Raw genomic sequence first — 14,526 nt, 5'->3', positions numbered from 1 at the left:
GTCACGTATACACATACGCTCCCTCACTCGAAAACGCGTGTCCTCGATCTCCTTGCTTCTCGTCGCAAAATACATAATTCATCAAAAGCGTCATGGAATTCTTGACGTCTCGTTCGTGAGTATTTTCCCTACAGGATGTAGGTTAAATACCCGGTGAACTCGATTTGCGTCATATAAGCTTCCAATGAGCATCGCGCTCATCTTCCACTTACAATATCATTATCTAGTTTTCAAAGAACCATTTTGATGGCAGATCATCATCGCATCTCTTCGTCAGCTTCAGATTCTCGGTCATGTCACGTATACACATACGCTCCATTCCTCAAATCCTTGCTTCCTTGATCTACTTGATGCTCTTTGTCAATTCCATTAATTGAGAGTTTTGAGTTCTCTCAAAACTGAACAAAAGTCCGAAGCGTCCTTCCGCAGATGAATCTGCGAATGGTCGACTAGAGTTAAAAACTCCGTAGAAAGGAGGTGATCCAGCCGCACCTTCCGATACGGCTACCTTGTTACGACTTCTCCCCAATCATCTGTCCCACGTTAGGCTGATGGCTCCTAAAGGTTACCTAACCGACGTCGGGTTTTACAAACTCTCGTGGTGTGACGGGCGGTGGGTACAAGGCCCGGGAACGTAGTCACCGCGGCATGCTGATCCGCGATTACTAGCAAGTCCGGCTTCATGCAGGCGAGTTGCAGCCTGCAATCCGAACTGAGAAGGGCTTTCTGGGATTGGCTGCACCTCACGGCGTCGCAACCCTTTGTACCATCCATTGGAGCACGTGTGTAGCCCAGGTCATAAGGGGCATGATGATTTGACGTCATCCCCACCTTCCTCCGGTTTGTCACCGGCAGTCACCTTAGAGTGCCCAACTGAATGCTGGCAACTAAGGTCAAGGGTTGCGCTCGTTGCGGGACTTAACCCAACATCTCACGACACGAGCTGACGACAACCATGCACCACCTGTCACTTTGTCCCCCGAAGGGGAAAGCCCTATCTCTAGGGTGGTCAAAGGATGTCAAGACCTGGTAAGGTTCTTCGCGTAGCTTCGAATTAATCCACATGCTCCACTGCTTGTGCGGGCCCCCGTCAATTCCTTTGAGTTTCTTCCTTGCGGTCGTACTCCCCAGGCGGAGTGCTTAATGTGTTAACTTCGGCACTAAGGGCATCGAAACCCCTAACACCTAGCACTCATCGTTTACGGCGTGGACTACCAGGGTATCTAATCCTGTTTGCTCCCCACGCTTTCGCGCCTCAGCGTCAGTTACAGACCAGAGAGTCGCCTTCGCCACTGGTGTTCCTCCACTTCTCTACGCATTTCACCGCTACACGTGGAATTCCACTCTCCTCTTCTGTACTCAAGTCTCCCAGTTTCCAATGACCCTCCCCGGTAGAGCCGGGGGCTTTCACATCAGACTTAAGAGTCCGCCTGCGCGCGCTTTACGCCCAATAATTCCGGACAACGCTTGCCACCTACGTATTACCGCGGCTGCTGACACGTAGTTAGCCGTGGCTTTCTCGTTAGGTACCGTCAAGGTGCCGCCCTTTCGAACGGCACTTGTTCTTCCCTAACAACAGAGTTTTACGATCCGAAAACCTTCATCACTCACGCGGCGTTGCTCCGTCAGACTTTCGTCCATTGCGGAAGATTCCCTACTGCTGCCTCCCGTAGGAGTCTGGGCCGTGTCTCAGTCCCAGTGTGGCCGATCACCCTCTCAGGTCGGCTACGCATCGTCGCCTTGGAGAGCCGTTACCTCACCAACTAGCTAATGCGCCGCGGGCCCATCTGTAAGTGATAGCCGAAACCATCTTTCAAAAAAGAACCATGCAGTTCTTTTTATTATCCGGTATTAGCACCGATTTCTCGATGTTATCCCAGTCTTACAGGCAGGTTGCCCACGTGTTACTCACCCGTTCGCCGCTAACCTCTAGGAGCAAGCTCCCTTTGGTCCGCTCGACTTGCATGTATTAGGCACGCCGCCAGCGTTCGTCCTGAGCCAGGATCAAACTCTCCATAAAAGTTTGATAAAGCTCATGTTTCACAGGATTTGTTTCCTGCGACACTTCATATAATGAAGTAAATTGACGAGATACCTTGTATCTCTTTATTTCGCTTGGCTTTTGTTCAGTTTTCAAAGAACTGTCTGACGTCGTCTTGCTGACGACTGTAAATTATACTATCAAAACCAAGGCACAACGTCAACAACTTTTTTTATAAACCAATACGTTTCCTTGTTTTTGAGCGCAAGAGATAATATAACACGGACGGATCTCTTCGTCAATACTAAATATCATTTCCTTTTCGTTTATAACGTTTTAACATGTATCTCATTCTTTCATTTGGCGGGACGAAACGTTTATAGATGCCATACACGATTTGATATTTTTCTTCCATCGCTCGTTTCACAACTTCATCGATCCTAGGATCCGATAAATCAAGAAGCAGCTCCTCCATTTCTCTCTTTAATAAGTACTCTATCTCCTGTGCTTCTTTTTCATTAAAAAGACACCCTAGCATCGACAACACTCCTACCTATAATTAACTCACATACAATGATCATTCCTCTAACTAAATTCTTTTCTAATCTTTGGGTTTTTATTCATACCTTGTCCGTCTTTTCTATATACATGAATATAACCAAATCGATACAGGAGGCTAGAATCAGATGAAGTTCTTCTGGGTATTACGTGCAAAAAAGATAAAGCAATTAACCATCATTCTTCTCACTGCTTTTTTTTGCGCCAGTTTACTTTATTTAGAGCGCAGTCACCTTATGGTTTTTTCCACACCAGAAGGCCCCCAAGCGTTTCATAAAGCAGAAACGGACGAAAAAGTAGCAGCCCTTACCTTTAATATTAGTTGGGGAGAACAACGGGTAAAACCAATTATTGATGTATTACAGAGTAAAAAAGTAGAGGAAGCCACATTTTTCATCTCGGCCTCTTGGGCAGAAAGACACCCTGAGCTAGTAGAGCTTATTCAAGAGGCGGGATACCATATCGGCAGTCACGGATATCAATACAAAAACTATACAACTTGGGAGGACGAAAAAATTCGTAAGGACCTAAGACAAAGCCAACAAGTCATTAGCTCGATTACCGGAGAAAAGCCGACTTTACTCAGGCCACCTAATGGAGATTTCGACAAACGTGTCTTAAACTTGGCCGAGTCTTATGATTATACGATTGTCCATTGGAGTATCAACTCACGAGACTACGAAAACCCTGGGGTTGATGCCATCGTTCGTCAAGTTGTTGACCATATCTCACCAGGTGATATCGTACTCATGCATGCGTCTGATTCAGCTAAACAAACTCATAAAGCACTGCCCATTATCATCGATCAACTAAAAGGAAAAGGATATCATTTTCGCTCGATCGAGGAGCTAATGGCGGACGCCCATCCAACCCATGATGAAATCAAATAAGTCAAAACAAAAAGCCGAGCGACATCGCTCGACTTTTTTATTGCTGTTGCAATCGATGGAGAATTAAAATTTGCCAAGTGTTCGCTGCAATGAGAGGAGCGAAATATACCCAGAGCCATTTCGGATCATTAACGGTTAAAGCCGGTACCCACTCAATGGACGTGATCACAACCATAAAGAATAACGCAGGAATAAAGGCACCCTTATTCGTATCTTTCGCTTTCAAATAAGCGATAATCGCACCATACACCAAAAGGGCTAGAGGCATCACCATGTAATGGAAGATGGTTTCCCCCTCTTGAGCAAAAGCAATATAACGTAAATAAATAAGGTCAAAAACGACAAACGCAATCAGGATGACTTGAACCCAGTTCCAAAGCTTCACGGATTTGAATATCCCGAGGCCAAAACGATGCAAGGTTAGATAAGCGAAAAAACCCATCTGTGCAATTAAGCTAAATGCAGCACTAATCCCCGCGATCCAAATAATCCCTACAATTAAATTAGCCACACTTCCACTTGTATATAGGTCTAAATCCAAAAGCAACCCGACAATCGTACCGCTTAAACTACCAATAATTAACGTCGTAAAAAAAAGCTGAACAACTTTCCTCGTATTCACGTACGTTCCTCCACATCTACATACATTGCTGTCATTGATTGTATCAATCGCTCAGCGAAAAAGCCAGTCGTTGTCCCTAGACCATGCATAAAGTTCAAGAAAATGTCTCAAATTAATGACAAAATGAGTGAAAGGAGCAGAAGTGATGAGAAAAGGGGCGCTGCTCATTTGCATTGCGTTATTGTCCATCATCATCGGCTGTGCACCTCAAGCACAGGGAGGGAATCAACCTCCTGATTACGAAAGTACAAAGAAAATGATGGTCGACATGTTGCAGACTGAAGAAGGAAAACAAGCCATAAAAGAATTAATGGCAGACGAAGAAGTGCGGCGTACAGTTGTAATGGATAACGCCTTTGTAAAAAAAGCGATTCAAGATACATTGACCTCGGAAGCGGGTAAGCAGTTTTGGCAAGAAACGATGCAAGACCCTGAATTTGCGAAAACATTTGCAGAGAGCATGCAAGCAGAAAACGAAAAATTACTAAAAGGACTTATGAAAGATCCCGAATATCAACAAATGATGGTTGAAGTGCTACAAAACCCTGAGATGGAGCAGATGTTCCTTGATTTGATGAAAACAAAGGAATATCGTCAACAAGTAATGACAATCATGAACGAAGCGTTTGAGAGTCCTTATTTTATGGCAAAGCTAAACGAAATCTTCGTAAAAGTGGCAGAGGAACAAATGAAAAAACAACAAGAACAGCAAGAGCAGCAACAAGAACAAGAAGGCGGTCAAGGAGATGCCGGCGGGGGCGGTGGCTCGTAAAGCCCCCACCGCCCAATCAGTCTCGTCACTTAATATTTAACGTAAGAAAGAGCCTCATTTTTACTTCTTTGAGGCTCTTTCTACTCTTTGTTACAAACGGTTCATGTTGTTTTATCAATGACTCGCTTGGCGATAGCCGTATAAATTTCCCCGATCGGATGAGTCGCTCCATAAACGGACGGAGCAAAATCGTCTTCATCGATTTCTGGCTGTCCAAGCGGAATGCGACCGAGAACTTCCGTCTTCAACTCTTCAGCCAGTCGTTCTCCCCCACCTTGGCCAAATACATACTCTTTTTCTCCTGTAATCTTGCTTTCAAAGTAGGCCATGTTTTCAACCACACCAATAATTTCATGATGTGTTTTTAATGCCATAGCGCCTGCCCGTGCTGCCACGAACGCAGCAGTAGCATGAGGTGTTGTGACAAGAATTTCTTTCGAATGAGGGAGCATCGTATGAATGTCCAACGCTACGTCTCCAGTGCCAGGAGGCAAGTCCAAAATTAAGTAGTCTAAATCTCCCCACTCGACTTCAGCAAAAAAATTATTAAGCATTTTGCCGAGCATTGGGCCACGCCAAATGACCGGTGCATTATCTTCCACAAAAAACCCCATCGAGATGACTTTTACACCAAAGCGCTCCACCGGAAAAATTTGTTCACCAACCACTTTCGGACGCTCTTCAATCCCCATCATGTCAGGAACACTAAATCCATAAATGTCCGCATCGATGATACCAACCTTCTTCCCTAGACGGGCAAGGGTCGTGGCAAGGTTCACTGAAACTGTGGACTTACCTACCCCACCTTTACCGCTTGTCACGGCGATAAACGTTGTTGAAGTATTTGGATGAAGCAACGGTGGTCCATGAAATTCTTGCTTAGGGAGTCCTCCTAGCTTTTCAATCTCCGTCTCATCTAACTGATCAAAGCGGAGCCCTACCGACTCGGCCCCTTCCCCTTTTAGTACGTTTACGATTTCTTGTTGAATCTCCATTTGCTCGCGAGTTCCCGTTTGGGCTAAAGCTACTTTTACGCTCACATTCGCACCTGAAATTTTCAGTTCCCGGATGCCTCCGGTCTCCACGATGCTTTTATTTAAATCTCGGTCCTTTACCCGATTAAGTGCAGCTAGTACCTTTTCCTCCGTCAACAACAAAGACACCATCCTTTTTCCAGTATACGCTTAGTATAGCATACGCCTAGTCCTGTTCGTGAATCCGTTTGCACTCGTTTATTGCTCAGGCGCATCTTCATTTGTGTAATAGCGCATGATCCCTTGGTAGATGGATGCTGCAACTTTTTGTTGATAGTCTTCTGTCTCAAGCAATTCAGCTTCGGAAGGATTGGATAAAAAACCTGCTTCAACTAGCAAACCTGGAATTTCAGCATGTTTTAACAAAAAAACGTTATTAATTGGCTTTGCATAACGACTCGTATTTTCTAAATTACGTTTCAGCTGATCCTGGACAAACCGGGCTAAAGGTTCGTTCTCCGGAATCGCTCGATTGTAAAACGTTTGCGCCCCGCTCCAACGAGGAGAAGCAATCGCATTCAAATGGATGCTGACAAACATATCAGCTCCAGAACCATTGACAATTTCAACTCGCCGCTTTAAATCTTGAACCTTTCGCTGGCGAACCTTCGCTGTCGTCGCATCCGCTAAGTCACGATCTTCCTCTCGTGTCATTAACACGAGGGCCCCTGCTTCCTGGAGATAGTCGCGAAGTTCCAAGCTAACAGCGAGCGTAATGTCTTTTTCCAAGGCACCTGCCCTAGACGTCGCCCCGCCATCGATCCCTCCGTGTCCCGGATCAAGGATAATAACCTTTCCAGACAACGGAAGATTCCATGTGGAAGATGAATCATTGCTAATAAACTGATATTGGATAATGAAAAGGAGTGCAACAAGCCCTAGTGCAAACACTCCACCTTTTAACCACTTAATCATGATCATTCCCCCTCGTCCTATCGTTCCTATATATATTTGGACAAGTGGGAAAATATGTAGTGATTTTCTTAATGAAGGCGGAGTTTGTACCGTTTTGTCCCCTCTTCAAATCCTTTACGCCACCAATGATCGACAAAGGCTTGTGAAGCAACGTGGAGAGAATCGAGAATAAACTCGGAGTTTGTATACCAACCTTGAAGTAAATCGAAAACATAGTGGGACAGGTCAGACAATTCTTCTTCGCATCGCGCTTTCGCTTTCTCTGCTGGCTCCCCATAGTAGCCAAAACGGCCAAACTCGGCGCCAAGTAAATAGGCATCAATGGCCATATCGGTACAAGGGTCCATCAAAAATGGGTGGGTTAAAAAATGAAACGGGATAATGTCTTGAAAATGAGTCTGAATGTCTTTTTTTATTTGTTGCAATGTCAATTCACGAAGCATTTTCCGTTCAAACTTCCACTGTTTCTCCCGACGTTTTTGTGTAAATGTTGTAATAACCGTCATCGCTCCTCACACTCCCTTTTTTCTTTAGTATCCAGAGGAACCGCGGGGCTCATGCAGTGGAAATCAAGACAGCTTTTGGACAAATTTCTTGTTCGGGAAGTTCGCTTTTCCGCAATCTTTTTTCTCTTTAAAGTCATAAGAAAAAACCACCTGAAAAGCCAGATGGTTTAAGCACCTCTTTTTACAGCATAAGACTCGGTGATCCTTTTTTGCGATAGCCAAACTAAAAGCACGCTGCACCCAAGCATCAAGCACCCACTAACGATAAAAGGAACGCCTAAAAGTTCGGTGACAACACCTGAAATGAACGAGCCAGCAACAACACCGAGAGAAAAGACAGCGTAAAAAATCCCATAGGCCTTCCCGCGATCTTCATCTTGAGACGCAGTTGACACCATTTGATTCATGGACGGAAAAACAAACGCAAACCCGATGCCATAAGTAACCATTAGGACTACCGCTAATGATAACGTGTGGATAAAGCTTAACAACATAAGGGATACTCCAATCAACCCTAATCCTAGTACGACCAATCGCCCAGGGTATAGTCGCTCATACACTTTGTTTAGCGGGGTAATAAAAATAAATAGCGCCGTTATGCCGTAAATGCTTAAAAGCATCCCCGTTGATGCCGACGTTAAACCTAATTGGGTCACGAGTAGTGGTAATGCGAATGCAAGTGTTCCGTTGCTGACCATTAAAGCAAATGCAGCAAGGCACGCTTGCATTAGACTTACGTTCTTCAGTAGTGGACCGACATGCCCCCAGGACACTCGTTGACGACTTGTGGCTTTCAGCGATTCTGGGACAAATTTGATCGTTAATCCGACAGATAGGAAGAACAGGATCGCTACGAGAATAAACACGTACTCCGTCCGGGATTGAGCGGCTAAAATCCCACCTATAGCCGGCCCCGTAATGGCGGCAATCCCGATGGAGGCCCCAGCAAACGCCATCGGCTTTCGGCTCTGTCTTGCCTTTGCTTGGTCACCAATTAAGGCAAACGCGGCTGGGATTAAAACACCACCGGCTAGCCCGTGTAATAACCGGGCGAGGAATAACTGACCTCCTGTTTGAGCAAGGGGATAAAGTAAAAGCACGCCCCCCACTGCCAGCATCCCCATGTAAAGCATTCGTTTGCGTCCGAAGCGATCAACCCAGTGCCCACCGATGATATTGCCCACCATATTCGCTAAGGAATAAATCGCCACAATACCACCGACTAACGTTTCTGATGCTCCTAGACTTAGGGCATAAGGGGTGATGATCGGCAGTTGGATAAATGTATCAATAAACGCAACGACTAAAATAATATAAATGAATTTCGTCATCATAAATCCCCTCTTTTTTACATTATAACGTAAAATCAACCCAATCGAAGTCGTTCGATTTTGTGAACAAATGTGGGGATGAATCATAACGATAAAAGGAGCTGCATCAACGGGCAGCTCCATCCACTATTTCATTAACGCGTATACGTAAACCATTCAGTCGTATATTGGGGTCCGAGCTTCTCATACGTGAAGCTATATTCAAGTACATCACCACTTGATAAATTCTCGACAACCCGTTCCCATTCCCCGTTCCGTTCTGTCATCCGATAATTGAGTTGTTGACCATTGTTCACTTTTAAATGTACATCCACATACCGTGCTTCTGTTGTCGGCGCAAAAAAGATCGTCACTTCATTACCTGTAATCCCTCTAATTCCTGCTGTGTAATCAGGGTGTGTATGCGAATCGCCATTCCCTTGGCCGTTTGCTCGGAAAACAAACCAGTTCACATTCATTAAGTCATACTCGGGACTCCCTTTAAACACTAAATATACATCGTAAGTCCCAGGTTGAATTTGCACATTTCCTGTCACCGTCTGCCACTCCTGCCACCCGCCGGTATTCGGTACCTGTACGTCTCCTAAGAGCGTTCCTGTTGGGCTTCCTGTGCGTATTTCAATCCTTCCTCCCGGGTGTATCACTAGCTACGCGAACTTCAATAGAGGAAGCGCCCCGTTCGAAATGAACGCGCTCATACTTGACCCAATCACCATCGTTAATCCAACCGATGTTCTGTCCACCACCGTCATCGTCCGTCTCTTCTGTCTGAATGCCGCTCATCGCATCATACGACTCCGCCTGAATTCGCTCGTAAGGATTTTTCAGATCCGGTTCTGAAGGATCTGGGTTTGCGGGGCCGTCCCCGTTGCCAATATTAAAGCTATGCGGCTCAACTTCAATGGCATGTCCATCGGAAAATTGGACCGTGATTGGAGAATCAGAATAGTTATAGGCAATATACGTTCGATTACCATTTTTATTAAAGACGGCGTAAATCGGGTGATTGGCCGTTACCGTTGGGTCCACTCGTCCAAGTTCAGCTAAATTGTGAATCCAATGATACGTCTGTGCTTTCGTGCTTCCACGCTCAATGATTTTTTCATTTCCTGGGTCAAACAAGCCGTAGTCATCGATCGAAGCCTCCATTTGCCGAAGAGCATCGTCTGGATTGGTAAAGGCTCGATACATCCAAACGAGATTTGACCATAAGTTCCAGTCGGTGGAACCGATATCTCGCCGAAGCGCTTCGTAGGCCCGGTCGACATAGTCAGGGTGGTGTCCAAGATACAGCGAACCACCATGGGACGGCAACCAGTTAATCGCATATTTTTCCACCTTTCCTGAATTCCACCACGTAGCATGGTCCATTTTCCCGCCCCAGTTAATCGTAACAATTTCAGGTCCATATTCCTCCAGGAAAATCTCTTGATGAACATCAAAGAAGTACTCATTGATCGCACTCATCTCGGTCGTATACAAGTAGATCGCCCGGTCTCTGAGCTCCTTATTCCCTGTGGCTTCCGCCCATAGGATAACATTTGTCCAAGCGTGCATCGCTTCCGAGGAAGATTCCTGATTGTTCCCCGCATCAAAGGTAGCAAGCCCGTCCGCCCACGAATTCCCCGAGAACGGGTCAAACATTCTTAAGTATGGAAACAAATCATCGTCTCGATCGGCCATAAAGTCGCGGATGAGTAAATCGATCATCCCACCCCAATTTTCGCTTTTCGCCCACTCTTGGTCTGCGCGGGCAATTTCGGCTGCAGCTTTGACAAAGTATCCGTAATGGAAATGATGGTCATTGATTCGCGTCGCAGAACTGTGAGCCGCGTGATAGCCTAAAATCGTTCCCCAATTTTCGTTGTAATAAAAAAGATTTTTCCCTTTTAGTTGACCACTAGCATTCGTCGCCTGTAACCAATCCTCTAAAATGTCTTTTAGCTCTCCGCGAAACTGTTCCGCTAATTCATACTCGCCCATTTGATCAGCAATTGGCGCAAGAGTAGCAAGCTTTCCTATATATTTTCCTAGCTCATACGTATCCGAACCGGTTGGGTAATCAGATGTAGCATCATGAAGATAACCGATCAATCGCTCCCGATCGTAATCACCTAAATCCGGCAAGGAAGGGAGCACACCCGGATAGGTTAATTCGGTCGTGAAGCGCTTACCTTCTAGTCCAATCATCGTGCCGCGGATGATCTTGTACTGGTAGTTCTGAAGTAGCTGGCTCTCAGAGGATGAAGCCAAGTGGCGATATTGATGTGGATATAATGCAAAGATCGTACCGTCGGGCGCTCCTTGCACCTTTGCCTCTGTTGTGACCTCAAATGTGGTCGTTACTGTTCCCGTCGCTTCGTCATATGTCCAGTCAGCTACGGCGTCTCGAACGACAGAGTACACATACTGCTCAAACTTCGCTAGCATGTTTCCGTCCTTTTCCGGGAGCTTCGCAATGGCGATATAATTGGCATTGTTCGTAAGCGTTCTTGAACCGATACCAGACCAGTTTTGTCCAGGGGGAGCAAATGCCGCATAATGCTTATGATCATGGGTCGAGAAGCCAATGACATGACCGTTCATTTCCCATACATCTGGGGCAATATCAAAGTCTAAAACAGCACTTCCTCCTTCATATTCGACAAAAATGTACGGAGATCCGATCCCGTATGTAATGGCCATTTGTTGAGCGCCATTTTCAAGTAGCCCTCGCACATACCAATCGTTATAGTCGTCGACGACAGCCTGCCCAAAATTGGCTGTTCCAGAATGTTTAATGATAAAGTCCGTTCCAATCGCGCCATGAATGTGCCACGTTCCTGCTTCACGGTTTTCATGGACGACCATATTGTGCGGGGCATCATAGAATACATGTAACCCCTCTGGCCAATGCCGAACACTAAACGGGTGAGGATATTGATTCATCGAAAACCGGTCAACTGCTAACGATCCCCACCATGAATTGGTTTGCATCGGTCCTGTTACACGATCTGAGCGATAAATGGTTGCAGGCGGCTCCCCCTGCTGACCCCGAAAGCCCGGATCATTAATTCCGCCAAAATCAATTTCCGGAAACTCGGTCGCATAGCTTCCTTTCCCGACGCTCACCGCATGAGAGGAGGCCGAAGCTCCTGTTGGAAACAACAATATGATCACCACCAATGCGAAAAGTAACTGAACGTTTTTCCCCTTCATTTCCATCCCCCTCTTTTAAATGATCTTGCTACGATCTCGATTTATAAAGACTCAATGAGAAACAAACAAAAAAAACGCAACTCCTTCCTGAAGTCACGTCTTATGATTAATCGTACTCAGCATGCCACTAAAATATTTTACAAGGAGCTATGTCGTCTATCGGAAACGGAAAAAGGTAGCGTAAAAAGGGCCATGAGACTTTAAGTCTTAGGGCTTGCAAATTCTATACGACATGATTTTTTGAAGGCCACAAAGAGACACCATGTTAAAAAGCAATTGGATAACAGTGATGTACGAACGAGTTTCTCGCCCAAACCTAGGTAATTATTGATTGTTGGAAAACACCAGGGATCAGCTTTTCTTCCGAAGGAACCGCAGTAATCTTGAAAAAGATTTCACACTTTATCTCATCGTTTTCTAAAATCAAGGTACTATGGAAACCAGGAGGATTGGGAACATTTGTACCCCACCACTGGTCGGCCTGTCCAAATGTTCTTGAAAATGACGGCAACGGGTCGTTCTGATTAACATCAAATTCAACACCAGTTATTTCTAATGAAATCTCATCATCAGGAGTGTGAATTAATACGTTCGTCCTAACACCAATGTGGTAAGGAACAGCGGAAGGTTCAATCTGATGATGTTCCCAAGAAAGAGTGGTATCGTTGATCTTGAAGTTAAAACGCACTTCAATATCAGAATCAAATAAACCATCGTCCACTTCATGGACCCCAATGCTCAAAATTTCCACTTCAAACTTCTTAGGAAATTCAGGAACAAATTTAACATCACAAAAATCTTCAACCACCAGTTTGCTTTTTCTCGCCAATAGCCGCTGCTCAACTGTCGTTTGTGTCCCTGCATTGGGAAACATGACATTATTGGAATCGCTATTATGCTTGCGGTTATTGGGGTCTGCATTTGGACTCGGATCATCGTTGTTAAACACACCGGGTGATGTACAAATAAAGCATGCCCTAGCTCATGAGCTAACACTTGGTAATTCGCTAAGTCCGTAAGAATAATTGAGTGCCTTGGGATGGAGTCAGTAGTTGAAAAGCTGAAGTTATGACACCCAGTTACTTGGACACCGTGTCCATCCGTTTGGAACGTTTCACCGCCAATCCAATAAACCGCAATTGTCGTGTCTGTACTACCTGGACGTGTTGCCAACAAATGAGGAATCCGATCTCCAATCACTAGCGTTGCATTAAATAAAAAAAGATTTGTCAAGGTGTAATTAAATTCAATTTTATTGAATTTATGGTAAATACTAGTCTTCAACTTCATAAAAAAATCCTTATAATTAGATGACAGAAGGTACGAAGTCCTGTCCATATCCTAATTATAAGGAGTAAACCTATGGACAAGAATAACACAAAAACGGTTTTTAAGGAATACATTCAACCGACAGACATGAAAGTCATTTCTAAAATCATTGATCAAATGCAAGTGGATAAATATGTTAAAAAACTAGATAGCCTCACCTTTATCAAACTCTTTATTTATGCTCAATTGAAACAGTTATCAAGTCTAAAGGAAATTAGTTTTAAAGTGCGGCATAAGAAAAAATTACAAAAAGAACTTGGATTAAAAAGCATCAGTAAATCCCAATTATCCCGTAAACTTTCTGATTTGCCACCAGAGATTTTTGAATCCATCCTTCATCATTTAGTCCAACAGATCCACCGGGAATTCGGGAAGGAAAAGGGAAATGCTTTATTAGGCAAAATCCATCTCATTGATTCTACTACCATCTCTTTTTGTCTTAGCCAGTATCGATGGGCTCATTTCCGAAATACAAAAGCGGGAGTGAAAATACATACCCGTGTCGTTATTCATGAAGGGGAGATTTCCCCGGATAAGATCATCATCACCCCTGCCAGGCGGGCAGATTCCACACAACTGGATGCCTTGATGGTCATCGAAAAGGATGCCCTTCACGTATTTGATCGGGGATATTTCGATTTCGATAAGTTTGACGATTACTGTAAAAATAACGTTCGGTTTTGTACTCGAATAAAAGATAACACGGTCATCAAGGTTATTGAAGAACTGCCTGTGGACCCATCTTCCGATATTCTTCGTGAGGCGGTGGTCAAGCTAGGAAAAATGAAATACCCTCTACGATTGATTGAAACGCTGGACAGTCAAGGAAACAAGATCTCGATTATCATAAATGATGCAAAGATGAGCGCAGAGGAAATCAGTGATCTTTATCGAAGCCGCTGGCAAATCGAGTTGTTCTTCAAATGGATGAAGCAGCATATGGTTCTGAAAAAATGTTATGGAAAGAGCGCCAATGCCGTTTACAACCAAGTCTATATCGCCATGATTACTTTCTGTTTAACTTTATTAATGAAGAAGAAAGTGCGTTATCAAGGAACTCTCCTTGAGATGCTTGAGTTTATAAAAGAATATTGGTGGAGAAGCTTCTCTGTTTTTCTAAAGGAGCTATTTAAAAAGCCCAAGCGATCATCAAAGGGTCGAAGGCGACTTGATCATGACCGGATTTTCAACGAAACCTTAGCACAATTTGAAGATGGTGATACCCAACATTTAAACGACCTAAGTTATGACCCTATCTACTAATTTGTAAAAAATTGGATAAGGACTACCTTCAAACAGACCCCCCTTATCCTTTTGACTTGATTACCAAGAAAAAAATAAAACTGAATATTTCGTAAAGTTATAAAATGGAATAATTATCAATAATATT

General features: G+C 44.4%; 12 protein-coding genes and 1 rRNA gene. 3 read left to right on the top strand and 10 right to left on the bottom strand.

Annotated elements, in window-relative coordinates:
• Positions 1-470 precede the first annotated feature (470 nt).
• Positions 471-2,020, bottom strand: a 16S ribosomal RNA gene (locus E2L07_RS14615).
• A gap of 265 nt (positions 2,021-2,285) precedes the next feature.
• Positions 2,286-2,519, bottom strand: coding sequence for a hypothetical protein (locus E2L07_RS14610; protein WP_134229932.1), 234 nt, complete (start codon positions 2,517-2,519; stop codon positions 2,286-2,288).
• A 148-nt stretch (positions 2,520-2,667) separates the two neighbouring features.
• Between E2L07_RS14610 and pdaB the strand changes: the two genes are divergently transcribed.
• On the top strand, positions 2,668-3,429 hold the full coding sequence (gene pdaB, locus E2L07_RS14605; protein ID WP_134229931.1) for a polysaccharide deacetylase family sporulation protein PdaB: 762 nt from the start codon (positions 2,668-2,670) through the stop codon (positions 3,427-3,429).
• Between the two features lie 37 nt (positions 3,430-3,466).
• Here pdaB and E2L07_RS14600 read toward each other — a convergent pair whose 3' ends face one another.
• A complete protein-coding gene (locus E2L07_RS14600) occupies positions 3,467-4,051 on the bottom strand; it encodes a KinB-signaling pathway activation protein (RefSeq protein WP_010896424.1) in 585 nt (194 codons plus the stop codon).
• Positions 4,052-4,196: 145 nt separating this feature from the next.
• On the opposite strand from E2L07_RS14600, the gene gerD reads away from it, so the two are divergent.
• Positions 4,197-4,823 carry a spore germination lipoprotein GerD gene (gene gerD, locus E2L07_RS14595; protein WP_134229930.1) on the top strand — a complete coding sequence of 209 codons (627 nt, stop codon included), beginning with the start codon at positions 4,197-4,199 and terminating at the stop codon, positions 4,821-4,823.
• Positions 4,824-4,924: 101 nt separating this feature from the next.
• Here the strand turns inward: gerD and E2L07_RS14590 are convergent, their stop codons facing one another.
• The 7 genes from E2L07_RS14590 to E2L07_RS14565 form a co-directional block, all read right to left on the bottom strand.
• Entirely contained in the window at positions 4,925-5,977 is a 1,053-nt protein-coding gene (locus E2L07_RS14590; RefSeq protein ID WP_010896422.1) for an Mrp/NBP35 family ATP-binding protein, read from the bottom strand.
• 78 nt (positions 5,978-6,055) lie between these two features.
• Positions 6,056-6,772 carry an N-acetylmuramoyl-L-alanine amidase CwlD gene (gene cwlD / locus E2L07_RS14585; protein ID WP_010896421.1) on the bottom strand — a complete coding sequence of 239 codons (717 nt, stop codon included), beginning with the start codon at positions 6,770-6,772 and terminating at the stop codon, positions 6,056-6,058.
• A gap of 68 nt (positions 6,773-6,840) precedes the next feature.
• The gene (locus E2L07_RS14580; protein ID WP_134229929.1) at positions 6,841-7,278 is read right to left on the bottom strand and encodes a YbaK family protein; all 438 of its coding nucleotides are present in this window, start codon (positions 7,276-7,278) and stop codon (positions 6,841-6,843) included.
• A gap of 167 nt (positions 7,279-7,445) precedes the next feature.
• Positions 7,446-8,612, bottom strand: a complete 1,167-nt coding sequence (locus tag E2L07_RS14575) for an MFS transporter (RefSeq protein ID WP_243854964.1) — start codon at positions 8,610-8,612, stop codon at positions 7,446-7,448.
• A 131-nt stretch (positions 8,613-8,743) separates the two neighbouring features.
• Entirely contained in the window at positions 8,744-9,253 is a 510-nt protein-coding gene (locus E2L07_RS21540; protein ID WP_276399892.1) for a carbohydrate-binding protein, read from the bottom strand.
• Positions 9,228-11,807: a glycosyl hydrolase gene (locus tag E2L07_RS14570; RefSeq protein WP_276399891.1), complete on the bottom strand. Its 2,580-nt coding sequence runs from the start codon at positions 11,805-11,807 to the stop codon at positions 9,228-9,230. Before E2L07_RS14570 ends, E2L07_RS21540 begins: the two co-directional genes overlap by 26 nt.
• 316 nt (positions 11,808-12,123) lie before the next feature.
• Entirely contained in the window at positions 12,124-12,756 is a 633-nt protein-coding gene (locus tag E2L07_RS14565) for a hypothetical protein (protein ID WP_134229928.1), read from the bottom strand.
• Positions 12,757-13,169: 413 nt separating this feature from the next.
• On the opposite strand from E2L07_RS14565, the gene E2L07_RS14560 reads away from it, so the two are divergent.
• Entirely contained in the window at positions 13,170-14,399 is a 1,230-nt protein-coding gene (locus E2L07_RS14560) for an IS4 family transposase (protein ID WP_134228582.1), read from the top strand.
• The last annotated feature ends 127 nt before the right edge of the window (positions 14,400-14,526 follow it).

The organism is Halalkalibacterium halodurans (genome assembly GCF_004376175.1).
In the GTDB taxonomy this organism is placed as follows: domain Bacteria; phylum Bacillota; class Bacilli; order Bacillales; family Bacillaceae_D; genus Halalkalibacterium; species Halalkalibacterium halodurans.
Note: the sequence above shows the minus strand (reverse complement) of the source record. Positions and strands in the feature narration are given on the sequence as shown.

Excerpts from the sequence above, each read along its gene's own strand:
- E2L07_RS14610 (WP_134229932.1), bottom strand. The coding sequence starts at position 2,519 with ATGCTAGGGTGTCTTTTTAATGAAAAAGAAGCACAGGAGATAGAGTAC.
- E2L07_RS14580 (WP_134229929.1), bottom strand. The coding sequence starts at position 7,278 with ATGACGGTTATTACAACATTTACACAAAAACGTCGGGAGAAACAGTGG.
- E2L07_RS14570 (WP_276399891.1), bottom strand. The coding sequence starts at position 11,807 with ATGAAGGGGAAAAACGTTCAGTTACTTTTCGCATTGGTGGTGATCATA.
- pdaB (WP_134229931.1), top strand. The coding sequence starts at position 2,668 with ATGAAGTTCTTCTGGGTATTACGTGCAAAAAAGATAAAGCAATTAACC.
- E2L07_RS14560 (WP_134228582.1), top strand. The coding sequence starts at position 13,170 with ATGGACAAGAATAACACAAAAACGGTTTTTAAGGAATACATTCAACCG.
- E2L07_RS14575 (WP_243854964.1), bottom strand. The coding sequence starts at position 8,612 with ATGATGACGAAATTCATTTATATTATTTTAGTCGTTGCGTTTATTGAT.
- cwlD (WP_010896421.1), bottom strand. The coding sequence starts at position 6,772 with ATGATTAAGTGGTTAAAAGGTGGAGTGTTTGCACTAGGGCTTGTTGCA.
- gerD (WP_134229930.1), top strand. The coding sequence starts at position 4,197 with ATGAGAAAAGGGGCGCTGCTCATTTGCATTGCGTTATTGTCCATCATC.